The sequence below is a fragment of the Desulfuromonas sp. KJ2020 genome (assembly GCF_024197615.1).
Lineage (GTDB): Bacteria > Desulfobacterota > Desulfuromonadia > Desulfuromonadales > SZUA-540 > SZUA-540.
Genome location: NZ_JAKUKE010000003.1, coordinates 89,838 through 114,486, shown reverse-complemented (window position 1 = coordinate 114,486; position 24,649 = coordinate 89,838). Strand labels below are relative to the sequence as shown.

The 24,649-nt window shown below is 60.2% G+C and carries 22 protein-coding genes; 16 read left to right on the top strand and 6 right to left on the bottom strand.

Annotation, left to right across the window (positions count from 1 at the left end):
- Window positions 1–25: 25 nt before the first annotated feature.
- The 3 genes from MJO47_RS08870 to MJO47_RS08860 all read right to left on the bottom strand — a co-directional run bounded on the left by MJO47_RS08870 (window position 26) and on the right by MJO47_RS08860 (window position 4,223).
- Complete coding sequence (locus MJO47_RS08870) at window positions 26–1,348, bottom strand: CDP-alcohol phosphatidyltransferase family protein (RefSeq protein ID WP_253960770.1); 1,323 nt, start codon at window positions 1,346–1,348, stop codon at window positions 26–28.
- A gap of 224 nt (window positions 1,349–1,572) precedes the next feature.
- Window positions 1,573–2,847: an OFA family MFS transporter gene (locus MJO47_RS08865; RefSeq protein WP_371926690.1), complete on the bottom strand. Its 1,275-nt coding sequence runs from the start codon at window positions 2,845–2,847 to the stop codon at window positions 1,573–1,575.
- 812 nt (window positions 2,848–3,659) lie between these two features.
- Window positions 3,660–4,223: an elongation factor P gene (locus MJO47_RS08860; RefSeq protein WP_253960768.1), complete on the bottom strand. Its 564-nt coding sequence runs from the start codon at window positions 4,221–4,223 to the stop codon at window positions 3,660–3,662.
- Window positions 4,224–4,415: 192 nt separating this feature from the next.
- Between MJO47_RS08860 and efp the strand changes: the two genes are divergently transcribed.
- From efp to MJO47_RS08845, 3 genes are read left to right on the top strand one after another with little or no spacing between them, the layout of a single operon-like run.
- Window positions 4,416–4,979: an elongation factor P gene (gene efp, locus MJO47_RS08855; RefSeq protein WP_253960767.1), complete on the top strand. Its 564-nt coding sequence runs from the start codon at window positions 4,416–4,418 to the stop codon at window positions 4,977–4,979.
- A 6-nt stretch (window positions 4,980–4,985) separates the two neighbouring features.
- A complete protein-coding gene (gene epmA / locus MJO47_RS08850) occupies window positions 4,986–5,897 on the top strand; it encodes an EF-P lysine aminoacylase EpmA (protein ID WP_253960766.1) in 912 nt (303 codons plus the stop codon).
- Window positions 5,898–5,899: 2 nt separating this feature from the next.
- Complete coding sequence (locus tag MJO47_RS08845; RefSeq protein ID WP_253960765.1) at window positions 5,900–6,844, top strand: phospholipase A; 945 nt, start codon at window positions 5,900–5,902, stop codon at window positions 6,842–6,844.
- Window positions 6,845–6,862: 18 nt separating this feature from the next.
- Here the strand turns inward: MJO47_RS08845 and MJO47_RS08840 are convergent, their stop codons facing one another.
- From MJO47_RS08840 to polA, 3 genes are all read right to left on the bottom strand, one after another.
- Window positions 6,863–7,909, bottom strand: a complete 1,047-nt coding sequence (locus MJO47_RS08840) for a KamA family radical SAM protein (protein WP_253960764.1) — start codon at window positions 7,907–7,909, stop codon at window positions 6,863–6,865.
- Between the two features lie 122 nt (window positions 7,910–8,031).
- Window positions 8,032–8,898 carry an NAD(P)-dependent oxidoreductase gene (locus MJO47_RS08835; protein ID WP_253960763.1) on the bottom strand — a complete coding sequence of 289 codons (867 nt, stop codon included), beginning with the start codon at window positions 8,896–8,898 and terminating at the stop codon, window positions 8,032–8,034.
- Between the two features lie 101 nt (window positions 8,899–8,999).
- Complete coding sequence (gene polA, locus MJO47_RS08830) at window positions 9,000–11,672, bottom strand: DNA polymerase I (protein WP_253960762.1); 2,673 nt, start codon at window positions 11,670–11,672, stop codon at window positions 9,000–9,002.
- A 264-nt stretch (window positions 11,673–11,936) separates the two neighbouring features.
- On the opposite strand from polA, the gene gspC reads away from it, so the two are divergent.
- The 13 genes from gspC to MJO47_RS08765 all read left to right on the top strand — a co-directional run bounded on the left by gspC (window position 11,937) and on the right by MJO47_RS08765 (window position 24,639).
- Window positions 11,937–12,848, top strand: coding sequence for a type II secretion system protein GspC (gene gspC, locus MJO47_RS08825; RefSeq protein ID WP_253960761.1), 912 nt, complete (start codon window positions 11,937–11,939; stop codon window positions 12,846–12,848).
- A 13-nt stretch (window positions 12,849–12,861) separates the two neighbouring features.
- The gene (gspD, locus tag MJO47_RS08820) at window positions 12,862–14,934 is read left to right on the top strand and encodes a type II secretion system secretin GspD (RefSeq protein WP_253960760.1); all 2,073 of its coding nucleotides are present in this window, start codon (window positions 12,862–12,864) and stop codon (window positions 14,932–14,934) included.
- A 6-nt stretch (window positions 14,935–14,940) separates the two neighbouring features.
- Window positions 14,941–16,677, top strand: a complete 1,737-nt coding sequence (gspE, locus tag MJO47_RS08815) for a type II secretion system ATPase GspE (protein ID WP_256502550.1) — start codon at window positions 14,941–14,943, stop codon at window positions 16,675–16,677.
- Between the two features lie 2 nt (window positions 16,678–16,679).
- Complete coding sequence (gene gspF, locus MJO47_RS08810; RefSeq protein ID WP_253960759.1) at window positions 16,680–17,900, top strand: type II secretion system inner membrane protein GspF; 1,221 nt, start codon at window positions 16,680–16,682, stop codon at window positions 17,898–17,900.
- Between the two features lie 61 nt (window positions 17,901–17,961).
- Window positions 17,962–18,402, top strand: a complete 441-nt coding sequence (gspG, locus tag MJO47_RS08805; protein WP_253960758.1) for a type II secretion system major pseudopilin GspG — start codon at window positions 17,962–17,964, stop codon at window positions 18,400–18,402.
- Window positions 18,371–18,889 (top strand): Tfp pilus assembly protein FimT/FimU, encoded by a 519-nt coding sequence (locus MJO47_RS08800; protein ID WP_253960757.1) that lies wholly within the window; start codon window positions 18,371–18,373, stop codon window positions 18,887–18,889. The genes gspG and MJO47_RS08800 overlap by 32 nt, the downstream gene beginning before the upstream one ends.
- The gene (gspI, locus tag MJO47_RS08795; RefSeq protein WP_253960756.1) at window positions 18,867–19,247 is read left to right on the top strand and encodes a type II secretion system minor pseudopilin GspI; all 381 of its coding nucleotides are present in this window, start codon (window positions 18,867–18,869) and stop codon (window positions 19,245–19,247) included. Before MJO47_RS08800 ends, gspI begins: the two co-directional genes overlap by 23 nt.
- A 10-nt stretch (window positions 19,248–19,257) precedes the next feature.
- Window positions 19,258–19,863, top strand: a complete 606-nt coding sequence (locus tag MJO47_RS08790) for a type II secretion system protein GspJ (protein WP_253960755.1) — start codon at window positions 19,258–19,260, stop codon at window positions 19,861–19,863.
- Window positions 19,860–20,792, top strand: a complete 933-nt coding sequence (gene gspK / locus MJO47_RS08785) for a type II secretion system minor pseudopilin GspK (protein ID WP_253960754.1) — start codon at window positions 19,860–19,862, stop codon at window positions 20,790–20,792. Before MJO47_RS08790 ends, gspK begins: the two co-directional genes overlap by 4 nt.
- 5 nt (window positions 20,793–20,797) lie before the next feature.
- On the top strand, window positions 20,798–22,201 hold the full coding sequence (locus MJO47_RS08780) for a GspL/Epsl periplasmic domain-containing protein (RefSeq protein WP_253960753.1): 1,404 nt from the start codon (window positions 20,798–20,800) through the stop codon (window positions 22,199–22,201).
- On the top strand, window positions 22,198–22,725 hold the full coding sequence (gene gspM / locus MJO47_RS08775; protein ID WP_253960752.1) for a type II secretion system protein GspM: 528 nt from the start codon (window positions 22,198–22,200) through the stop codon (window positions 22,723–22,725). Before MJO47_RS08780 ends, gspM begins: the two co-directional genes overlap by 4 nt.
- Entirely contained in the window at window positions 22,722–23,612 is an 891-nt protein-coding gene (gspN, locus tag MJO47_RS08770) for a type II secretion system protein GspN (protein WP_253960751.1), read from the top strand. The genes gspM and gspN overlap by 4 nt, the downstream gene beginning before the upstream one ends.
- 28 nt (window positions 23,613–23,640) lie before the next feature.
- On the top strand, window positions 23,641–24,639 hold the full coding sequence (locus tag MJO47_RS08765; RefSeq protein ID WP_253960750.1) for a DUF3187 family protein: 999 nt from the start codon (window positions 23,641–23,643) through the stop codon (window positions 24,637–24,639).
- Window positions 24,640–24,649: the final 10 nt, after the last annotated feature.

Genomic DNA, 24,649 nt, shown 5'->3' with positions numbered 1-24,649 from the left:
TTTAAAAGCGTGAGCTGTGAGCTTTTCAGCTCAGGGCGTCGCGGCTATCGGATTTTTTCCAGAACAGGGGCGAAACCAGATACGACACGGCGGCTATCATGCAAACCACCAGGGCGGCGGTATAATGATCGCGGCGTACACCCAGGGCAAGAAGAAACAGGAAAACCCCCAGAAAAAGCACCTTGGCGATTTTGGGGATTTTGGGCAGCACCGTTCGGCCAAAGTGGGGATAAGGCACCCGCGAGACCATCAGCAATGAGGTCGCCACCACGATGAAGGCTGCCACCAGATCACTGGGAATCAGCACGCAGGTCGTGCCCGCCAGCAACGCACCGGCCGGAGAAGGCATTCCCGCAAAAGTTCCTACCCCACCGGCGATCCCGGCCTTTCTTTTCTCCACCACAAAACGCACCAGGCGGTAAACCACAGCGCCAACATAGAGGGCCCCGATCAGAGCCCCAACCCACAGTTTGGCAAACGAGGCCGTGACAATAAGTCCGACGGTCAGTCCGAAACTCGTGCCATCGGCCACATCGTCAAAAAGCTCGCCCTGGGGGGTTGACCCCCAGCGCTCCGCCGCTCTGCCATCAAAAAGGTCGAGAAACTGCCCGAGAAAAACCAGCCCCAGGGCATAGACGGCCGGGTGCCCGGCGAGGATCACCCAGCACCCGGCCAGGCCGCACACCAGGTTGAGGATACTGAGGATATTGGCATACCAGTAGTTGGGGATAAGCTTGAAAAAGGTGGAACAGAAAGCCAGGGCGGCGACCATGCCCATCAGCGGCTGAATGGATCGGCCCAAAAGCGGCAAGGGGCCGTAGATCCATTCCAGGCCGACGACGATCAACAGAACCACGACCAGAAAGGTCTTGGCCTTACCGAAGAGGTTGGCTGCCTTGACCTTGATAAAATAGCGGGAGAGTTGGCCGGCAATATCGAAGGTCAGAAAGAAGCCAACGAGGTAAGGATTGAGCCAGCCCCGCCAGGAGAGATAAACCAGCATGGGCGTGTACATGAGCTTATCGGAGAAGGGATCGATGGTCTCCCCCTCCTCCGTGTGAAGGTCACACTTGCGGGCAATATCACCATCGGTGATGTCGGTAATCATCCAGAAGGTGAAGAACAGAAAACTCAACTTCGGGTAGCCCATGTGCAAAAAAGTGGCGGACACAAAGCCCATGGGATAACGGGCCCGGCTGATGGAATTGGGGTGGAGCCAGGTATGAGAACGCACCCAGGCCACCTGGGCAGGGGTTCGCAGAAAATAGGTAACGGCAAAGCGCTCGGCACCCAGCATCAGCAGCACCGGAAGAGCGATTTCAACGAGAATGGAAGTATATACGGTCATGGCGTCCCGATTTGAATGAGGGTGAAAAACAACCGCCGATAGACGACGCAGGGCAAAAATCCTACGACCCCTCTTATCCCACCCGGCCCTCCCTCTGTCAACCCGAAAAAAGGAGGTCAGATTCACCCATCGTCATCGTGTCACGACGCGATATACGTGCAAAGAGCACAAAAAACCCCGCCGAATGGGCGGGGCTTTTTGTGCTCGCGAAGCAAACTCTGAACTTACTTGGAAGCTTCCTGATAGGCCAGTTCCTCTTCCTCGACGCCAACTGCAACCGGCACTTCGACGGCCACTTCGGCCTTTTTGGGGCGCAGCGACAGAGACATCATGGCGCCAACCAGCAGCATGATCCCGGCGACCATAAAAGAGGTGGTGAAGCCGCCGAACTTGGCGTTGAGAGCCGCCGACAGTTTGACCAGGACGAAGGCCCCGATACCCCAGGCGGAAAACAGAATGCCATAGTTCATGCCGTAATTCTTGACGCCCCAGTAATCCTTGGCGAAGGAGGGGAAAAGGGACAGGTTGGTGCCGTAGTTGAAGCCGATGAAGGTGGCCAGCAGGGTGACGATTACAGCACTCGAATTGGTGTTGCCAACAACCGAAATGGCACCGAACATGAGAACGGCCTGGAAGACCAGCATGATGGTCAGGGTGGTGGCACGACCGATTTTGTCGGAAAGGACGCCGGCGACAACGCGGCCGGCAGCATTACCCACAGCCATGACGGCCACGGCGATAAAGGCCAACTCGCCCATGCTCTGCTTGGCAATGCCAGCGATGCTGCCGATGACCATCAGGCCGGCGCCGGCACCGATGAAGTAGGTCAGCCACAGGGTGTAGAAGCGGCCTTCACGCAGCATTTCGCCGGGGGTCTTCTCCACCGCGGCGCTCTTCTTGGCGGCGGCAGCGGGAGCAGAACCAGCCGGGACATAACCAGCCGGCGGATTGGCAACCAGCAGGGCCATACCGCAGACGATGACGATGAAAGCGATACCGAGGATCATCATGGTGCTATGCAGACCATAGCTGCCGAGCAGGTACTTGCTCAGAGGCGCCAGATAAACCGGGGCGATGCCGAAACCGGAAACGACGATACCGGCGATCAGGCCCGTTTTGGCCGAAGAGAACCACTTGAGGGCGGGAGGCGTGGCGGCCGAATAGCCGAAACCGAAGCCGAGGCCGGCCAGGACGCCGAAACCGAATATCCAGCCCCAGTAGCTGGAAGTCTGGGAGCAGACCAGAAAGCCGGCGCCGACCAGAAGACCGCCGACAATGGCAGTCATGCGGGGACCGACTTTGTCCTGCATCTTGCCGCCGATAATCATGGACAGGGCAAAGGCCAGGCAGGCAGTCGCATAGGGGTCGCCCGCGCCATCGAACAGCTTGGCGATATCTCCCTTGAGCATGCTGTAAGCATAAAGAATACCCAGAGCCAGGTTTATTCCGGTCCCGGCCAAAACAACGGTCCAACCTCTACTGCTCGACTGTTCAGACATTTTTCTCTCCTCTGTCATGGGTGAAATATAGGCTTCGTGATAATGAGCCGTGACGTATCGCAACTGAAAAGACAAGGGCCAACGGGATTTGAAGGGAATTTTGATGGGGGCCTCTTTGCGAACCGCCGTCGCCGCACTTGCCTGCGGAGCCATGGCCGCGAGGCGGGGCCGCGGCATTTCAACCTGCGGCTCAGGCAGGGAGCCGACGCGCTCGGCGAGTTCCTGATATTTGGCGCATTCCCTGAACCGGCAGTTACAGAACGCAACGATGGTTTTCACATCGTGCGGCGAAATGTAACCGCAACCCACGTCGCAATAATCTTCGTTCTGGCGGAAATAGGGACAAACCATCGTGAACCTGCTCCCATAGGAGGTTGTCAGTTCGGGCCAATCGGTGCCCGTGTTGTATACCTCATAGAGCAACCGCCATACCAATGTTTGATTTTTGCCGGATAAAAATATTTTCCGCTTTATTTTCAGATACTTACAACAAACAAACCTTGACAATTCAAGCCCCGCTCTACCCCAAAAAATTTGCACGAATGCAAAAGGCCGAGAGCCGACCGCGACGTGATGGATCACTGTGAAATGTGCACCAAATCGGTGCCACAAGGGGGCTGCGGAGAAATCGGAGTCGACCAAATCGCCGTTTTGCGACTCCGCGATCAGCCGCAAAAGGCCTTTTGCAGTTTTGCAAAAAACTGGCTTGAACCGGGATTCACCGGACAGAAAAAGGAGGGATTGAGGGAGGCTGAAAGAAAACGCCACCTCCGGTGGGGGTGGCGTTTAAAAGAACCTGTTGGCAGGAAAAATCAGGCGCGAGAGACGAAACGTGCTTCGCGGGTGTCGACCTTGACGCGCTCGCCGGCTTCGAGGTAACCGGGAACCTGAATATGCATACCCGTCTCAAGTACCGCGTCCTTGGTCTGGGCCGTTGCCGTGGCGTTCTTGATCGCTGGGGCCGTTTCGGTGACCAGCAGTTCGACGATCATGGGAGGATCGACGCTGACGACCCGCCCTTCGAAAACGCCGAGTTGCACGTCGGCGCCCTCCAGCAGAAACCCCTTGATCGGCTCAAAGAGTTCTTCATCCAGTTCGTACTGTTCGTAGTTTTCCAGATCCATGAAGACGCCGCCATCCCCGGAAGGATAGAGAAATTGTCCTTTGCGCCGTTCGAAATCGGCTTCATCGGCCTTGTCTCCCGCCTTGAAGGTCTTTTCCAGCACCTGGCCGGTGAGCAGATTGCGATACTTGGTTTTGACCAGGGTATTGCCGCCGCGGGCGGAAGGCGACTGGGTGGTCAGATCCAGAATAAGACAGGGGGCGTTATCCAGCTGAATGACGAGGCCCCGTTTGAAATCGGCTGTGGTGATCATGATTGGCTCCTTCACGGAAAATTGAGTGCGACGGCAAAACATATCACAGGGGCTCCCCAAAAAACAATCAGACCGCTCAGGAAATTTTCAGTGACAAAACAGGCACTCCTGTGATTAAATGTGCAATTTCCGAGGCATGACACTCGTACCTGTTTCCACATAAAAAAACATATACGCGAAGGAGAACGTTCCATGTACACCTGTGCAGACCTCAAAAAAGGCCTCAAGCTGATGATTGAAGGCGAGCCCCATGTCATCGTCCAATTCGACTTCACCAAGCCCGGCAAGGGGCAGGCCCTTTACAAGTGTAAACTGCGCAACATGATCACCGGCTCCCTCTTCGACCGCACCTACCGCTCCGGCGAAAGCTTCGAGCCCGCCGCCCTGGAAGACCGCGATATGCAGTACCTTTACCAGGACGAAGAAGGCTACGTCTTTATGGACAACAAGAGCTTTGAGCAGGTCACTCTGACCGAAGAGACGCTGGGAGACGACAAATACTTCCTCAAAGACAACATGGAAGTGAAAATCCTCATGTACAACGGCCGCGGCATCGGCATCACCCTGCCGAATTTCGTCAACCTGCGCGTCACCCAGGCCGATCCCTGGGTCAAGGGGGATACCGCTGCCGGCAACAACAAACCCGCCACGGTCGAAAGCGGTTACAATCTGGCCGTCCCCTCCTTTGTCGAGGAAGGGGATCTCATTCAGATCGACACCCGCACCGGCGACTACGTCACCCGCGTCAAGGAATAAATCAGGATGGACCCGAACTGGGCTCTGACCAGAAAACGTCTGAACCTTGAAAAAAGAGCCCGGATTCTGCACAGAATCCGGGCCTTTTTTATGGATTCCGGCTATCTTGAGGTGAGCACCCCCCATCGCGTACCCACCAATGCCCCCGAGAGCACCATCGATGCCGTGACCAGTGAAGGCTGGTACCTGCACACCTCGCCGGAGCTCTGCATGAAGCGCCTGCTGGCGGCCGGTTACGAGCGGATTTTCCAGATCTGCCCCTGCTGGCGTCATCAGGAGAGAGGGAGCCGCCATCTCCCCGAGTTCACCATGCTCGAATGGTATGGTACCGGCATGAACTACCAGGGGCTCATGGAGGAATGCGAAGACCTGCTGACCTGCCTGGTTCCCGACGGCACTCTGCGCTGGCAGGGACAGTCGCTGCCATTGACACCTCCGTGGGAGCAGCTGACCGTCCGTGAGGCCTTTCGCCGGTACGGCTCCGTCAGCTTGGAGCAGGCCCTGGCAACGGACACCTTCGACGAGGTGATCGCTTTTGAGATCGAACCGAAGCTAGGCCGCGAACGACCAACCTTCCTCATCGAGTATCCGGCCGAGCTGGCGGCCCTGGCCCGCCGCAAACCGGGACAGCCGGAAGTGGCGGAACGCTTTGAGCTTTATGTCCTGGGGATGGAACTGGCCAATGCCTTCTCGGAGCTGACGGATGCGCCCGAACAGCGCCAGCGTTTTGAGGCCGAGGAGGCCAGGCGGCAGGCCGCCGGCAAGCCTCCTTACCCGCCGGCAGAGAAATTTCTGACGGAGCTGCTGCTTATGCCGGAAGCGGCAGGCATTGCCCTGGGACTCGACCGGCTCGTCATGCTGCTGGCCAATGCCGGCACCATTGACGAAGTCGTCGCCTTCACCCCGGAGGAGCTGTGATCATGAAAAAATGGACCGCATTTCCCCGCCTCTTTTACCGCGTTTTACGGCCGAGCCTGCCGTTTTTGCTGGTTCTGCTGATCCTGCCTGCGGTTAGCGGGGCCGAGGAGAACGGCAACACGGAAAACCTCCCGGCCGAAGCCCTCACCGCGCCCGTTGAATCGGCTATCACCCAGCGGCGGGCCTTTGAAAAAAAGATGTCGGCCAGCCGTTTCGCCATCATGCCGCACAAACCGAACTACCTGCTGCCCGCCACGTACAATTCTTCGGTCAACAACGAACCCTACACGGGCACGGACCGCAACCTGGAACTTAAGGAGATAGAAGTCAAATTTCAGGTCAGCTTCAAAACGCCGCTGTGGGAGCGCATCGCCGGCCGAGGCACCCTGTACGCCGGCTATACTCAACAATCCCATTGGCAGGCCTACAACAGCGATGCCTCCTCACCCTTTCGGGAAACGAACTATCAGCCTGAAATCTTCCTCACTTTCGACAACGACTATTCTCTGCTGGGTGTGCGCAACCGCCTCATCACTCTGGGTTTCGAACACCAGTCCAACGGACGCAGTGAGCCCCTGTCCCGCAGCTGGAACCGTCTCTACGCCCAATTCGCCTTTGAGCGGGGCAACCTCTATTTCGCCCTGCGCCCCTGGTATCGCCTCCCCGAAAGCCGTTCCAGCGACGACAATCCCGATATTCACAAATATATGGGCTACGGAGAATTCAACGCCGTCTACACCTGGGGGAACCATCGCTTCGGCCTGATGCTGCGCAACAACTTCCGCGCGGAAAACTACGGTGCCGTCCAGGTCGACTGGAGCTTCCCTCTACACCCCCGCTTCGATGGCTACATCCAGTACTTCAATGGCTACGGCGAAAGCCTGATCGACTACAACCATTCCACCAACCGCATTGGCGTGGGAATTATTATCGCCAACTGGCTGTAAGTCGCCTCCTTCCTGCCGCTAGACGCCATACCCGTTAGGAAAGCGCACCAGTTCGCCGTCGGCGGTGCGGATCAGGATTTCATCCCCCATTTTTTCCACAACCTGGGGCACAATCGGAACCTTCCCCTTGCCACCCGGCAGGTCGATGACATAGTGGGGAATGGCCAGCCCCGATACCTGCCCGCGCAGAGCGCTGAGAATATCGATCCCCTGCTCCACCCGCGTGCGAAAGTGCCGGGTGCCGCTGACCAGATCCATCTGGTGCAGGTAGTAGGGCCGCACCCGCAGACGCAGCAGTCCTCTGAACAGTTCCGCCATCACCTCGGCCTTATCATTGACCCCCTTCAGCAGCACCGTCTGATTGCCCAGCACCACGCCGGCATCGGCCAGGCGGCGACAGGCCTCGGCCGCGGCGGGAGTAAGCTCGCGAGGATGATTGAAGTGGGTGTTCAGGTAGAGAGGGGCAAAGCGGCGCAGCACCTTGCAGAGCCCGTCGGTGATGCGGTCGGGCAGGGTCACCGGCATGCGGGTGCCAATGCGGATGATTTCCACATGGGGGATGGCGCGCAGGCGGCCGAGGATATCTTCAAGCAGCAGGTCCGACATCATCAGGGGATCGCCGCCAGAGAGGAGAACATCACGCACCTCGGGCTTATGGGTGATGTAGGCGATGCCGTCGAGCACCTCGTGGAAAGAGACCCGCATGGACGGACAGCCGACCTTGCGCTTGCGCGTGCAGAAACGGCAGTAGGTGGCACAGGTGCCGCTGACCAGAAACAGCACCCGGTCCGGATAGCGGTGTACGATGGCCGGGACGGGGGAAAGAACCTCTTCGGCCAGCGGGTCCGCCAGATCCTCGTCTGCCGCCAGCTCCGCTGGGTCTGGCACGCATTGCCGCCAGATCGGATCCCCGGCCTCCCGCACAAGGTCCAGATAATAGGGGGTGATGCGCAGAGGATAACGGCCGGCGACCCGGTCCGTTTCGGCGGGATCCAGCCCAAGGCGCCGGGCCAGTTCAGCCGGGCTCGTGATTGATTCCTTCAGTTGCTGCTGCCAGAGTTCCATCGACGAAAGCAGGCCCCCTCTTACCTGTCGCGCCTCAACCGGACGGGCAAGTCACGTGAAAAGGGCGCCCCTTGCGGTGGCGCCCTGTGTGCTTTTATTCGTACAGCCAGGCCGGTCTCGCTTTACCGGCGCAGCACCTTGATCACCGCGGAGAAATCCTCCTCGCCGCGTCCATCCTTGACCGCCTGTTCGTACACCTTGAGAACGGCGTCGTTGGCCGGCAGTTCAAGGTTGGCCTTGTCCGCCACATCCTTGACGATCTGCAGCCCCTCGAAGACATACTTCAGGGCCAGGTTGCGGGAAAAATCGCCACGGGCGATGGAGCGTCCCTTGGAATGCAGCAGCGGCGAAGCCACCCCACCCGAGTCGAGCACCTCGAGGATGCGGTCGGCGGAAAAGCCGAGCTTTTCACCAAAGACCAGGCCTTCAGCCAGCCCTTCCACGAGTTGGGCCTGCACCAGATTGACCACAAACTTCATGCGGGTGGCGGAGCCGATTTCGCCGACATGAATAACGTTGAGAGCGAAGAAGGAAAAAGGCTCTCGGCAACGCCCAAGCAAAGTCGGGTCGCCGCCGGTAAGAATGGTGAGCAGGCCGTTGGCGGCATGTTCCTTGGTTCCCCAGACGGGCGCCTCCAGGAACATAACCCGACGGCTCGCCGCCTCTTCCGCCAGTTCCATGGTCGTCTCCAGGGAGTGGGTCCCCATGTCCACAAGAATAGTGCCCGGATCAATCCCCTTGAGAAAACCGGTTTCGGCCGAAAGAGCGGCTTCCCACTCCTCTTTTTCCGGCAGGATGACGATAACCAGATCCTTGCCCTTGGCCGCCTCCATGGCGCTGGAAGCCCCCTTGGCCCCCCGCTTCTCAAGCTCATTGACCGCGTCGGCATTATTGTCAAAAACGGTGAGATTGTAGTTCCCCTTTAACAGGTTGATCGCCATGTGCTTGCCGACCGTCCCGAGCCCAACAAAACCAACCTCTTTAATCATGGATTTCCTCCCATTTCATGCCCGCAGAATTGAAAACAGTCTGTATATTATACCCAGTCACCGGGAAAAACAACCGCTATGACCCCGCCCGCGGCCTCTTTTTAGTGAGCCTGCCGCCAATTTTTGCCCACACCGAGTTCGACCAGCAGCGGCACTTTGAGCGCCACCGCGCCCTCCATTTCCTCGCGTACCAGGCGCTTGACCTGCTCCACTTCCCGTTCCGGCACATCGAAGACCAGTTCGTCGTGCACCTGCAGCACCATCGCCGCCTGCAGGCCCTCCTGACGCAGGCGCGCGTGGATGCGCACCATGGCAATCTTGACGATATCGGCCGCTGACCCCTGGATCGGATAGTTGATGGCGTTGCGTTCGGCGTAGCTGCGGATGGCGCCATTCTTGCTGTTGATCTCGGGCACGGCACAGCGGCGGCCCAGCAGGGTGGAAACATAGAGTTTCTCGCGGGCCTCCTCTTTCTTGCCCTCCATGAAGGCCTTGATGCCAGGGTAGCGGGCGAAGTAGTTGTCGATGAAGGTCTGGGCCTCGCGGGTGGGAATGCCCAGGTCTTTGCCGAGGCTGAAGGCTCCCATGCCGTAGATGACGCCGAAATTGATGGTCTTGGCCTGTCGCCGCATTTCCGCCGTCACCATCTCGGGGAAGACCCCGAAGACCTCGCTGGCCGTCCGGCGATGGATATCCTCCCCCTGGGCAAAGCTCTCCTGCAGCACCGCCTCGTCGGCCATATGGGCCAGCACCCGCAGCTCGATCTGGGAATAGTCGGCGGAGATCAGCAGATTGCCCTCGGCCGGAATGAAGGCTTCGCGGAGACGGCTCCCTTCTTCCGTGCGGATGGGGATGTTCTGCAGGTTGGGATCGCTGGAGGAAAGTCGACCCGTCGCGGTCACGGCCTGATTGAAAGAGGTATGTATCCGCCCTGTCTCCGGGTTGACCAGTTTGGGCAGGGCATCGGCGTAGGTTCCCTTGAGCTTGGCCAGCGAGCGGTAGTCGAGAATTTTCGCCGCCACGGGATGGTCCTCAGCCAGTTTGTTGAGCACCTCCACGTCCGTCGACCAGCCCGTCTTGGTCTTCTTCCCCTTGGGGAGTCCGAGACGCTCAAAGAGCACTTCGCCAAGCTGCTTGGGCGACCCGATATTGAAAGAACCGCCGGCCAGCTCGAAAATCTCCTTTTCCAGCGTTGTCAGTTTCTGCTCCATCTCGGCGGAGAGCCCTTCCAGGAAGCCCGAATCGATGCGGATTCCGGTCCACTCCATGTCGGTCAGCACCTCGACCAGCGGCATCTCCACGTCCCGAAAGAGGGTCTCCTGCTCCGTCTCCTGCAGCTTCGGCTCCAGAACTTCGGCCAGACGCAGCGTGATATCGGCATCTTCGGCCGCATACACAATGGCCTTTTCCACCTCGACTTCCTCAAAACCGATCTGCTTCTTGCCACTGCCGGTCATCTCGGCATAGCTGATGGTCTTGTGGCCGAGCAGTTCACTGGCCAGGGCATCCATACCGTGACTCTTGGAGGCCGGGTTGGTGAGGTAGGAGGCCAGCATGGTATCGAAGGTGATCCCCTTGACCTGTACGCCGGCCCGCCGCAGCACCAGCGCATCGTACTTGATGTTCTGGCCGATCTTGCCAAGGCTCGCATCCTCCAGCAAAGGACGCAGCCTGTCCAGCACATGGTCCCGCGCCAGCTGCTCGGGTGCCCCCAGATAACGATGGCCCACGGGAATATACCAAGCCTCTTCCGGTTCGAGGGCAAAGGACAGGCCGACCAGATCCGCCTGAACAGCGGTCAGGCTGGTCGTCTCCGTATCGAAGGCAAAACGGGGGGCCACTTGCAGGCGGGCGACAAGGGCATCGAGGGCCTTTTCATCCAACACGCCGTGATAGTTTTCCCCGGTGGCGCGATTTTCGGTGGAGAACTCCTGAATCAGCTTGTGAAACTCCATCTCCTTGAAGATGGCGGTCAGGGCTTGCCGGTTGGGTTCAGAAAGGGAAAAATTGTCGTAATCCACCTCGAGAGGCACGTCATCGACCAGGGTCACCAGCTTTTTGGACAGCACCGCCTGCTCGCCGAATTCGCGCAGTTTTTCCTGCATCTTCCCTTTGACCTCGTCGACCCGGGCCAGCAGCTCTTCGACAGAGCCGAACTCCTGGATCAGCTTTACCGCCGTCTTCTCGCCGATGCCGGGCACGCCGGGAACGTTGTCCGAACTGTCGCCGGCCAGGGCCTGCACCTCGATCACCTTTTCCGGCGGGCCGCCGAAACGCTCCAGCACCTCGGCCGGGCCGGAGACCTTGTCCTTCATGGTGTCGAGCAGACGCACCCGCTCATTGACGATCTGCATGAGATCCTTGTCACCGGTGACCACGGTGACGTCCATCCCCTCGGCGGCAAAGCGCCGGGCCAGCGTGGCGATGATATCGTCCGCCTCGAATCCCTCCTTTTCGATGGCCGGCATGTTGAAGGCCCGCACCACATCCTTGATCACCGGAATCTGTGGCACCAGATCTTCGGGCATCTTGGCTCGGTTCGCCTTGTACGCGTCGTAGATCTCTTTGCGAAAGGTCGGCCCCGGGGCATCGAAGACCACGGCCAGATGATCGGGCTCCTCCTCCCGCACCACTTTGAGCAGCATATTGATGAAGCCGTAGACGGCGTTGGTGGCGAATCCCTTCGAATTGGACAGATGCCGGATGGCAAAATAGGCTCGGTAGATGTAGGATGAGCCATCGATGAGATAAAGTCGTTTGGACTGTGATGTCATGGGGTATCCTCCTGGTCAGAAGCGCCAGACATTCTGCCACTTCTCGAGGCAAAAACCAACCGTTTAACCAAAGGCGTGTTTTTGCTTGGAACAACCTGCCGATTTCGCCCTTTTTTCTCTCATTAAAAACACCGTTCGTTTTTGCTCCTGAAAAGTCGTAAGGAAAAACCCTTGCATTTTCAAGATTCTTCCATAATATAAAGGCGTTAGACGATGACCATCCCGCACTGTATCACTATATAACGATTCATCATCGGACCCTTCATGCTTGTCATCCTGCAACGCTATTATCGCGAGTTCCTTCTGCTGCTGGTGGCCCTACTGGGACTGTCCCTCGGGAAGCTGGCCGCGGACGGTATCGGCATCTTCGTCAGCCCCCCAGTCATCATGGCCCAGGGAGCCACCCCGCCAGCCCTGGCCAGAGAGCGGCAGGCGGCGCTGTCCGACTACGAAGGCATTCTCGTCCGCAATATTTTTGATTCATCGGGCAGCAGCCCCGTGGTCTCTTTTCAAAACGCGACCCGCGCCGCAGCCCCCACCTCTGCCACGGCCTCGATGGCCCCCGCCACCCGCGGCAGCCTGACCCTGATAGGTACCGTGGCGCGTGGCCCCGAATCCTTGGCCCTTATCCGGGCCAACAACGAAATCGATATTTTTCGTCTGGATGACAGTCTGCCCGGCAATGGCCGGCTGGAAGAGATCACCCGAGACGCCGTCACCGTCCGTTACCCTGACGGCTCTCGGGAAACCCTCGTTATCCACGAGGAGGGACAAAAGGCCCAGCCCCAAACGACCGTCCCTCCCGCTGCCGCCAAGCGCGCCGGGACCGACGACTACCAGGTCAGGGCTGTGGGCGACAACAAGTGGGCCATCCCCCGCCAGCAGGCGGAACGGGCGCGCCAGAACATCGGTGAACTGCTGCAGCAGGCCCGCATGGAACCGCGCCTCATCGACGGCAAGACGGCGGGTTTTGCCGTCAAAATGATCCGCCCCAACTCCATCCTGGCTCAGATGGGTCTGCAGCTGGGAGATGTCGTCATCGAGGTGAACGGCGTCACGCTGGACAGCCCGGAAAAAGCCCTGCAGATCTTTCAGCAGCTGCGCGAAGCCAAAAACATTGTCGTCGGTCTGGAGCGCAATGGCCAGCCGATGAATTTCGCCTATGAAGTCAACTAGGAGGCCAACCCAGGTGTTAAAAAAATCGTTGATCCGGTGGTCCTTTCTTCTTTGCCTGCTCTTTATCTGGCATCTTCCCATCCTGGCGGCTGCACAGCCCGAGGCGACCGAGGAAAGTCAGGATCCCAACATGGTATCCCTGAACTTCAAGGACATCGAGCTGCCTGACCTCATTCGCACTGTCAGTGAGGTGACCGGTATGAACTTCGTCTATGACGAATCGGTGCGCGGCAAAGTGACCATTATCTCGCCGGATCTGATGTCGATCAACGACGCGTTCCAGCTTTTTCTCACCGTGCTCAATACCAAGGGCTACACGGTGGTGCCGTCGGGCAAGACCAACAAGATCGTGGCGATTAAAGACGCCAAGGAAAGCAACCTGCCCACCATCGGACCCGGGGTACGCGGAGAAATCAACGAGAAATATGTTACCCGCCTCATTACGCTGAAGAACATCGACGCCAGCGAACTGGCCACCACCGTCCTGGCGCCTCTTATCCCCAAAACAAGCAGCATTGTGGCCTTTCCGGCTTCGAACACCCTGGTCATCACGGACAGCGCCGCCAACATCTCCCGGCTTACCCGCATCGCCCGGGAACTGGACGTCCCCAGTTCGCTGGACATGCTCGATGTCATCCCTCTGGTTTACGCCGGGGCCGACGAGGTTGCCCAGCTCGTCACCCAGATTTTGTCCGAAGGGGGCGCCAGCCCCGTGGCCCGTCGGCGGGCCGCTGGCAACGTGCAGACCGCCGGCGGCAAGGAGGTCAGTAAAGTGCTGCCCTACGCCCGCGGCAACCTGCTTATCGTCATGGCCAGCCAGGAAGACATGACGATGATCCGCGACCTGATTGCCAAACTGGATCAGAAGCCGGTGCAGGACCGCTCCGGCATCAACGTCTACTACCTGAAAAACGCCGATGCCGAGACCCTGGCCAAAACCCTCAACGAGATCGTCACCGGCATCAAGGCCCAGGAGAAGGTCCAGCCGGGTGCCCCGCCGACGCCGACGCCCCAAGCCGGCGCCACCAGCATCATTGCCGACAAACCGACCAATTCCCTGATCATCAACGCCTCGCCGGAAGACTACGAAGTGCTTAAAGGCATCATCAGCCAGCTCGATATCAAGCGCAAACAGGTGTTCGTCGAGGCCCTCATCCTGGAGCTGTCCATGGATGCCACCCGGGCTCTGGGCGTCTCCCTGCAAGGGGCGATCGACACCGGTTCGGACAGCGCTGTCTTCGCTTCGACAGGACCCTCAGCGGCGGCGGAGTTGATTCCCGACGAAGATGGCTACACGGGTATTCTCACCAAGGCGGTCAACGGCATCATGCTGGGCGGCCTGTTCAACACCATCACGGTCACCGATCCCAACGACAGCAGCAAGACCATCACGGTGCCGGCGCTGTCGGCGCTGATCAACCTGTCCAAGACCGACGGTGACGTCAACATCCTGTCGGCCCCGCGCCTGCTGACCTCGGACAACGAAGAGGCCGAAATCATCGTCGGCTCCAACGTCCCCATCATCACCAACCGCCTCACGGACGCCGGCGGCAGCTCGCTGGCACAGAGCGTCTCCGTCGAGCGCAAGGACGTTGCCCTGACCCTGCGGCTGACACCCCAGATCATCCAGGACAACCTGGTGCGCCTCAACGTCTATCAGGAGATCACCGACCTCGCCAGCACCAACGTCGGTGACGTCAACGATGTCGGTCCGACCTTGACCAAACGCCTGCTCCGCAACACCGTGCTGGCTGAGGACGGCCGCACCGTCGCCCTGGGCGGCCTCATCCGCAGTGATGTCCAGCAATCAGTGACCAAGGTGCCCTTACTCGGCGACATCCCCCTGCTTGGCTGGCTTTTTAAGAGCAAGAACAGCAGTGAGAGAAAAACCAACCTGCTGCTCTTTGTCACTCCGCGCATTATCAATGACGCCAACGATTTGGCCCAGGTGACGCGTCGAGCCAAAAACCAGATGGATCAGTTCAAGGAGGGCAACATCGCCCCCGTGCTCCCAGCTGAACTGCCACAGGATTTGCCTGTCGATCCCGCCAGTCTGCAACAAGCTCCTCAAGACCCCTGGGAATAGTGACGGATGAGCACTCTGGGCAGTCATAAAGGAAACGAGGGGACCACGGCATGGCGCGCTCTGGCGGTCATCCTGCAGGAAGATTTCGCCGTACCCGTCGAGAAGATCCGCGAGGCCGACGAGGCCCGCCAGGAAAGCGGCCGGCGCCTGGGGGAGACCCTGCTGGCCATGAAGGCCATTACCCCGGCGATCCTCAGCCGGGCCCTGGCCAGCCAGCGAGGCCTGGAATTTCTGGAAACCATCCCCGACAGCGGCACCGATGCCGATCTGCTCAACCTCGTCCCCATCGCCTTTGCCAAGGAATATCGCGTTTTCCCCCTGGCGCGACGCGAGGGGTACCTGCGGGTGGCCGTGGCCGACCCGGCTGATAGCCGCCCCCTGAACGATCTCGCCGCCCTGACCCGGGAGGCCATCGAGGTGGTGGTGGCCGCGCCCGAGGAAATCCTGCGGGCCGTCAATCAGGCCTATGAGCGCCGGGCCGGTGAAGCGCAGGAAGTAATCGAGGACATCGAGGAAGGATTCGGCGGCGACCTCGCCCGCAACCTGGAGCCGGCCGACCTGCTCGATGCTTCCGACGAGGCGCCCGTTATCCGCTTTGTCAACAGCCTGATCACCCAGGCATACAAAGAGCGGGCCAGCGATATTCATATCGAACCCTTCGAGACCAGCCTGGTTGTGCGTTACCGTATCGACGGCATTCTTTACGAGGTCTTGCAGCCACCGCACAAGGCCCAGGCCAGCATCACCTCGCGCATCAAGATCATGTCCGGTCTGAATATCGCCGAAAAGCGGTTGCCGCAGGATGGCCGTTTCCGCGTACGCATCGCCGGCAAGGATGTGGACGTGCGCGTCTCGACCCTGCCCACCGCCTTCGGCGAACGGGTGGTGCTGAGGCTGCTGGACAAAGCGTCCAACGTGTTGAGCCTGGAGGAGATCGGCATGGACCCGCCCATGCTCAAGCAGGTCAACGCCATGATCCACAAAAGTCACGGCATTTTCCTGGTGACCGGCCCCACCGGCTCGGGCAAGACGACGACCCTCTACGCCGCCCTCACCCGTCTCAACAGCCGGGAAAAGAACATCATCACCGTCGAGGATCCCATCGAGTACCAGCTGGCAGGAGTCGGGCAGATTCAGGTCAACGCCAAGATCAACCTGACCTTCGCCAACGGCTTGCGCGCTATTCTGCGTCAGGACCCCGACATCATCATGGTCGGCGAGATCCGCGACCGCGAGACGGCCGAAATCGCCGTACAGTCAGCCCTGACCGGTCACATGGTCTTTTCGACCCTGCACACCAACGACTCGGCCGGGGCCCTGACCCGCCTGGTAGAGATGGGGATCGAACCCTTTCTGGCGGCCTCGTCCATCGTCGGCATCCTGGCCCAGCGCCTGGTGCGCCGCATCTGCCCCCACTGCCGCGAGCCCCACCCCCCCTCCATGGAGCGATTCACCGAGATGGGCCTCGCCGCCAGTCTGCCCGCTAACGCCACCTTTTACCATGGCCGCGGCTGTGAGAAATGCATGGACATCGGCTACCGAGGCCGCAGCGGCATCTACGAGCTGCTGCCTGTCGACGAACCGGTACGGGAGCTGCTGCTGCAGAACAAGGATTCGGCCAGCATCCGCAATGTGGCCATCCAGCGCGGCATGAGTACCCTGTGGGATTCGGGCATTGCCCGCGCCCTGGAAGGCGAGACCACCCTTGAGGAAGTCCTGCGCGTCACCCAGGAGGAAGTGTAGCCGTGCCTCTATTCGAGTACACCGGTTTTGACGCCCGCGGGAAAAAGGTGAACGGCGTGATCGAGGCTTCCGGCAAAAAGCTGGGCTTGCAGAAGCTGCGCGAGCAGGGGATCTACGCGACTGATCTGAAGGAAGAGAAAACCGTCAGGGGCGAGAAGGCCAAACGATCGCTGACGCTCTTTAAAAGCAGCGTGTCGACCATGGAACTGGCCGCCGCCACCCGCCAGATGGCCACCCTGCTCGGCGCCGGTCTGCCGCTGGACGAAACCCTGCAGACTGTCAGCTCGCAGCTGGAGAACCCGACCCTGGGCCGCACCCTCTCCCGCGTGCGTGAAGAGGTGGTCCGCGGCGAATCGCTGCATCAGAGCCTGGCCGGCGAAGGACGGGTCTTCCCCGAACTCTATGTCAACATGATTGAGGTCGGTGAAAACAGCGGCACCCTGGAGCAGGTTCTCCAGCGCCTGGCCGATTTTCTGGAAGAGCAGGTCCGCATGAAGAGCCGACTGCGCGCCGCCCTCGCCTACCCCATCCTCATGGCTCTCATCGGCAGCGGCGTCCTCGTCTTTCTGGTCACCTTCGTCGTTCCGAAAGTCACCCGTATGCTGGAGGATCTGGGGCAATCCCTGCCCTGGCCGACCCTGCTTCTCATCCGCGGCAGCGATCTGCTCGTCGATTATGCCTGGCTCATTCTGGCCCTGCTGGCCGCCGCCGTCTTCGCCTTTTTGCGGTATCGCCGCACGGAACGGGGGCGCTGGCAGCTGCACCGCCTTGCCCTGTCGATCCCCGTGGTCGGCCGCCTGAATCTGCTGGTGGCCACCTCACGGTTCGCTCGCACCCTGGGCACCCTGCTGCAAAGCGGACTGCCCCTGCTGGCAGCCCTCGACATCACCCGCAATCTGCTGCAGAACCAGCTGCTGCGCGAAGCCCTGGAGGATACCGCCGCCGCCGTGCGCGAGGGAGAAGGTCTGTCCGCCCCTCTCAAGCGGGCCGCAGTCTTTCCCCCCATGCTCACGCAGATGACCGCCGTCGGCGAACGAAGCGGTGACATGGAAACCATGCTTTTTCGCGTGGCCGATGCCTACGATCACGAAGTGGAACTGGCGATTACCGGTGCCCTGTCCCTGCTCGAACCGCTGATGATTCTTCTGATGGGGACCGTTGTCGGCTTTATCGTCATGGCCATTCTGCTGCCTATTTTTCAGGCCAGCCAGGGAATCGGCTGAGAAGAACACCAACCAGAGGATTGACAAGGGCCTGAAAAAACCAGGCCGGAAGGAGATAATCATGAAACGCTCAACCTTAAGGAATCAGCGGGGTTTTACCCTCATCGAAATCATGGTCGTGGTCGTTATCCTCGGCATCCTGGCGGGCATCGTCGTGCCGCAACTTCTGGACCGCCCCGAGGAGGCGCGACGCACCAAAGCCGCCGTACAGATCAAGAGCATCGAAGAGGCCCTGGCCCTTTACAAACTCGACAACGGGAACTTCCCCTCGACGGAGCAGGGGCTGGCCGCTTTGGCCCAAAAGCCGGAAATCGGCCTGATCCCCACCCGCTACCGGGAAGGCGGCTACCTGAAAAAGATTCCGCAGGATCCCTGGAACAACAACTACGTCTACCTGTCGCCGGGCACCCGCGGCGACTATGACCTGCTCTCCTATGGGGCCGACGGCGAACCGGGAGGCGAAGGGAAAAATGCCGACATTACCAACTGGGACCTCGAATAACGCGCGTGGCTTCACGCTCATCGAGCTGTCCATCGTCGTTTTTCTGCTGGCTCTCTTCGCCTCCATGACCTTCCCCATGCTGACGGGGGTCGGCCAGAACGACCTCGACGCCTCGGCCCGCCGCCTGGCCGGCACGGTGAAATATCTGTTCAATGAAGCGGCCTTGGAGGGGCGGGAGTACCGACTGGTCTTCGACCTGGGGCAGTCGAGCTACAAGGCCCAGCGCCTGGAGACGGACGGCACCCTGACGGAGGCCGACCGCTTCGGCAAAGAGACCCGGCTCAAGGGGGATGCCCGCTTTCAGGATATCTTTATCACCGGGGCGGGAGGCCGCTCTTCCGGCGAGGTGACCGCCCGCATCTTTCCCGTGGGATGGATGGAGGAGACCATCATCCATCTGCAGGACGACCAGAAGCGAACCCTGACTCTGCGGATCAGGCCTTTCACGGCCGAAACGGAAGTGCATGAAGGTTACCGGGAATTCTGAGGCGGGGTTCACCCTGCTCGAAGTCATGATCGCCCTGGCCATCGTCAGCGTCGCCCTGGTGACGCTGCTGACTCTGGGCAATCGTTCCATCGCCGTGCATGGACGCCTGCAGCATACCACCCAGGCCACGCTGCTGGCGCAGCAGAGGATGGCCCAGATCGAAGTCGAGGCCGAGCAGGGCACCTTACAGGTGCGTGAGGATGAAGCCCCCTTCGAGGAGCCCTTCGCCGACTACCGCTGGCAGGTGACCTACAGCGACACGCCCCTGCCTTCCGTGAAAATGGTGACGGTGGCGGTCCTGTGGGGCGAGGCGGCCCGCCAGGAGGGAGTTGAGCTGAACTCCTTTATTTTTGACTGATGGTGACGTAATGCCTGGACGCCAAGCGGGGTTCACCCTCATCGAAATCACGATCGCCGTGGCCATCGCCGCCACGGTCATGCTGACCATCTACGGCGTTTTCAGTTCGGTCAGCTCCGCCAAGGAGCGCGTAGAGGCGGACAGCGCCGCCTACCACCAGGCCAGGGTACTCTGCGATCGCCTCGGCAAGGAGGTCCGCGGCACCTATCTGCGCCAGGAAAACCCAAAAACCCTCTTCGTGCTGGAGAAGAACCAGGACAACCTGCCGCGGCTGACCCTGTCCACCACCGCCAGTACGCCGCAGGGGGGCGCCGGCGGCATCGTCATTGTCCGCTACGACGTGCGCCCCGATCCCGACAGCGAAGAAGGAGACCGGGCCCTGTTCCGCAGCGAATACCCGCTGTTCCACCCGGAAGGGACCGAGCAGACCTTCTACCGGCTGGCGTCAGGCATTGAAGACTTTCAGATCCGCTGTTTTGCCAATGGCACCTGGCACGAAGACTGGCAACAGGGATTGCCGCAGATCCTCGAAATCAACTTTCACCTGCGCCTCGGCGATCGCACGATCCCCTTCACCACGGCTTTTGAACTGCAGGGGAGCCGGGGGCAGGGATGAGGGTCGGAAGAAACGAAAGAGGATCGGTGCTGCTGCTCGTTCTGGTCATCGTGGCGCTGCTGGCTTCGCTGCTGACTGAGTTTGCCTTTTCCACCCTGGTGGACATCCGGCTGACGGAAACCTTCCGGGACAGCTCCCGCGCCTACTACCTGGCCAAAGGGGGGATCCGCGTCGGCCGCGTCCTGCTCCAGGAGGACAAGAACAGCTACGACGCCCAAGGAGAGACCTGGTCACTGGGGGTCGTCAATTATCCGGTCGGGGAGGGATTTGTCACCATCCAGATCGAGGATCAGGGCGGCAAACTGGACATCAACCGCCTGGTCGACACCCTTGGTGTCAACCCCAACAGCGTGTTCATTGATCGCTTCAACCGTTTTTTCGACCTGTTGGGTCTACCGGAACCTGAGGATCTGACCGCCGCCCTCATTGACTGGATCGATCGCGACGAGGAAATCTACCAGGGTGATGGCTTAGGAGCCGAAAGCGAATACTATCAGGGATTGGCGCGCCCCTATCCCTGTAAAAACGCCCCGTTGGACAGTCTGGATGAACTGGAGCTGATCCGCGGGTTCACCCCCGAAATCGTCCGGCTGGTGCGCCCCCACCTTACGGTCCATGGTGGCGATGAGATCAACGTCAACACCGCCACGGCGGAAGTGCTCATGAGCCTGTCCGCCGACCCGGAAATCGACCGGACCACGGCGGAAGACATCATCGCCCTGCGGGAGGCACGGCCCTTTATGACGTCGGAAGACCTTAAGGAACTGAACCGCCTGCCGGGCATGGACACCCTGCTGCGCACCTCCTTTGCCGTGACCAGCCCGACCTACATTATCAGTTCCTGGGCAACGGTTAACGACGGCAGCCGCTCTATGGAGGGCGTCGTCCGCAAATCGGGGGATCAACTACTCTTTCTCAAGGTAAATTAGAGCCTATGGCAAAACGACAGATAGGAATTGATCTGGATGCTGGTACCCTGAGGGTGGCCATTCTTCAGCAGGAAAAGGGGGAGCCGGCCCAAATAAGCCTCGGCCGCCGGTCCTACGTCGATGAGACCGACTTGGCGGAGGCGATTAAAGAACTGGTCGGAACCGAGCTGCACTACGGCGACCGTTTTGCCACCGCCCTGCCGGCGCGGGAAGGGTTCGTGCGACGCCTCAGCTTCCCCTTTGCCGACCCGAAAAAAATTGCGGCAGCCCTGAACTTTGAGCTGGCCTCCCAACTCCCCCTCTCTATCGAGGAGTGCGTTACCGATTTCCAGCGCCCTCTGCCGGGGCCGGAGGGCAGCTTTTCCGTCACGGCAGCCGCTGTTCGAGCCGAAGGCATCCCGCCGCTGCTGACGGCTTTTGCAGAGGCGCAAATCCCTCTACAGACGATCGACCTGGCGCCATTTGCCTATGCCAAAGGACTCAAAAAGCAGGTGGATGAGGGCATCCTGGCCTGTCTGCAGAGTCAGGAGATCACCGTTTCCCTCGTGCAGGAAGGAAGGCTGGTCGACTATCGCATCCTTCCGCTACCGGCCGGCCAGGGCGCCAAGCAAACGGCGCGAGCCCTGCATCTAGAGGGCCGGGCCCTGCAGCAAGGGACAGACCATGGAGATCTCCCTTTCTTCCTCATGGGAACAGCCGTCACCCCGGCATTGCAGCAACATCTGCAAAAGCAGGGGACGCAGGTACGCATCCCGGCCTTTCTGGCAGACGATGGGGACGTCACCCCGGAGTTTTTGCCGGCGGTGGCTCTGGCCATGCGGGCAGGGCTGGGAGAAAAAGACAAGGGTTTCAATTTTCGGCGCGGCCCCTTCGCCCTGAAAAGCCAATGGGGTATTAACCGCACCCACCTCATCAGCGCTGGCATTCTCGTCGCCCTCATCCTCTTGGCCCTGGCGGGATCGGCCACCCTGAACTACTCCAGCAAGGCCCAAAGGGCCCAGGCCCTGCAAGCTGAAATGACCAAGGCGTTTCGGGAAACCTTCCCCGGGCCACAAGCCATTGTGGACATCCCCCTGCAGATGCGGGGCAAGGTGAAGGAATTGCAGGACAAGCTGGTTCTCTTCGGCCTGGACCAGACCCGCACGCCACTGGCTTCTTTGCAGCAGATTTCGCAAACCATTCCAAACGATGTCACGGTCGATATCCGTGAATGGAATTACAGCGAGGAAGGCATCCGGATGGAGGGGCAGACGACTTCCTTCGACGCCATCAATCGCATCGTCAAAGCCCTGGAGCAGACGAAAGACTACGCCTCTGTGCAGATTTCCGACGCCAAGATGAGCCTGGAAGGCAATCTGGTCGATTTTCGGCTCAGCCTGACACCCGCCAAGCAGGGAGGTGCCCAATGATTGCCAATCTGACCCCGAGGGAGCGCCTTATCCTGACAGTAGGTGGCCTGTTCGTGCTGCTGGCCCTGGCGTACCTGCTGGTCTGGTCTCCCTACCGCAATGCCATGGAACGTTTCGACAGCCAGATTACCTCGCGGCAGCGCCAGATGGGGGAGATTCAGCAACTGCGGCAGGAGTTTCTCCGCCTCAACCAGCGCATCGCCCAGGCCGAGGCCCAACTGGCCCGCGCCCGCTCTTTCTCCCTGTTCTCTTTCGTCGAGGAAGCCGGGGCGCGTATCGCCTCCCGTGAAAACCTGGTGTCCATGCGTCCCCAGCCGGCCTCGGAACAAAACGGTTTTCGCGAGGAGGCCGTCGAGATCAAGCTGGAGAAAATCCGGCTCGATCAGCTGGTTCAACTCTTGTATGAAATTGAGACCGCCGAAGCCTTCTTGCGCGTGAAAAACCTGCGCGTCAAGACCCGCTTCGACAACCGTTCACAGCTCGATGCCACCCTGGTCATCGCCTCTCTGGGAAAAAGCCAATGACGTTTTTCCACTTCCGTCGCCATAAACAGCAGCCGGATTCCAGTCGCCGGAGCACCTCGAACCTGCGTCTGCTGCTGTCCGGGTTCGCCGTCTTGCTGGCCTGCTTTGTCCTGGGGCTCTATTTTTTCTTCCCGACGGACGCTCTGCGCCAGCGTCTTGAGCAGGAACTCTCCACTGACCCCCAGGTGCAGGTCACCATGGACAGTCTGAAACTGGCCTTCCCGCCAGCTCTTGTCGCCACCGACCTCCGGGTAAGCGCCGCCGGCCTGCCGCGGGATGTCGTCATAGAAACCCTGCAGGTCAAGCCCCTGTGGCTGAGCCTGCTGAGCGGCAATCCCGGCGTGAAGGTCAAAGCGCACCTGTACGAGGGGCAGGTGGAGGCCAGGATAAAAAAGCGTGGGGAGATTGAGGCTCTGGCCGATTCCCTGCGACTTGAACTGCCTGTGGCGCCCAGGTCATCGATTCAGGTTGCCATCGCCGTCGACGCGATTTCCTTCACCGGCACCTGGCCTATCCGCCCCGATACCGAGACGGCCTTAAACGCCAGTCTGCGCGAACTCAGCCTGACCGGCATGAGCGCCATCGGGGCCCAGAGCGACACCCTGCAACTGGGGGCAGTTAGCATGCAAGGGGGCGGCAAAGGCCCTTCCCTGCGTCTCGAAAAAATCGAAAACAGCGGCGGCGACGCGTCCCTGACCGGCAGCGGCACCCTTCTGCTCACTCAACCCGTCGGACGCAGCCGGGTCAATCTGACCTTCGGCTTGACCCCCGGGGCGGGGTTCGACCCCGCCCTGCGAGATATGCTGGGGCTGTTTGCCAAAGCGGACAGCAGCGGCACCTTCAACCTGCGCCTCATGGGCACCCTGAGCAACGCCCAGCTGCGTTGAGGCCGTGCCGACTGCCAAGGATTTGCCCATGCTGAAAAAAGTTCAGGTCTTGGCGATACTGGCTCTCACCCTGTCTCCCGTGCCCGGCCAGGCCATTGATATCGAGCCTTTTCGTACCAGCAACCGGAGCCCCCTGGTACAGATCTACGGGTTGCCGGCCGCCGAGCGCAGTGCCCTGCTGACCGCTGGGCAGTGGGAAGGCACCCTCTCTTTCGACCTGGCCAGCAACTACACCCGCCATACGTCTTCTAACGAAAGCATCCTCCTCGATGGGGAGACCTCGCGGCTGAACCTGGCCTTGCGCCACGGTCTGCCGGCCGGCTGGGAAATCGGGGTGGATATCCCCATGCTCTGGCACCGTGGCGGCTTTCTCGACGCCTTTATCGAAGACTGGCACTCCTTTTTCTCTCTCCCCCAGGGCGGCCGTGATCACGCCCCCCGCGATCACCTCGCCTACCACTATGAACGTTCCGGCCGCACCGCCCTAAACCTGACGGACGCTACCGAAGGTCTGGGCGATGTGAGCTTTGCGTTGGGACGACAGCTCGTCGGTCAGAACAATGGCCGTGACAGTGTCGCCCTGCGGTTCACCCTCAAACTGCCGACCGGCGACAGCGACCGTCTGCTCGGCAGCGGCAGCACCGACCTGGCCCTTTCTCTCAGCGCCGGTACCCAGCGCCCCGGACCTGGGGGCGACTGGTCGCTGTGGGGGAACTTCGGCCTTCTCGCCATGAGTGATGGCGACGTGCTCAAGAACCAGCAGCGCAACCTGGCGGCCTTTGGCACCGGCGGCCTGGGCTGGGCCCCAGCCGACTGGATCGCCTTCAAAATCCAAGTGGATGGACATACTCCCTTTTACGACGACAGCGACCTTGATGAGATCTCCACTCCCGCCGCCCAACTCACCCTGGGGGGCAGCCTGGGCCTGTCTCCACGCACCCAGCTCGATCTCGGCGTGACAGAGGATATTGTCGTCGCCACTGCCCCGGACGTGGTCTTTCACCTCGCTCTTCGCCATCGTTTTTAATCCTCTCCGC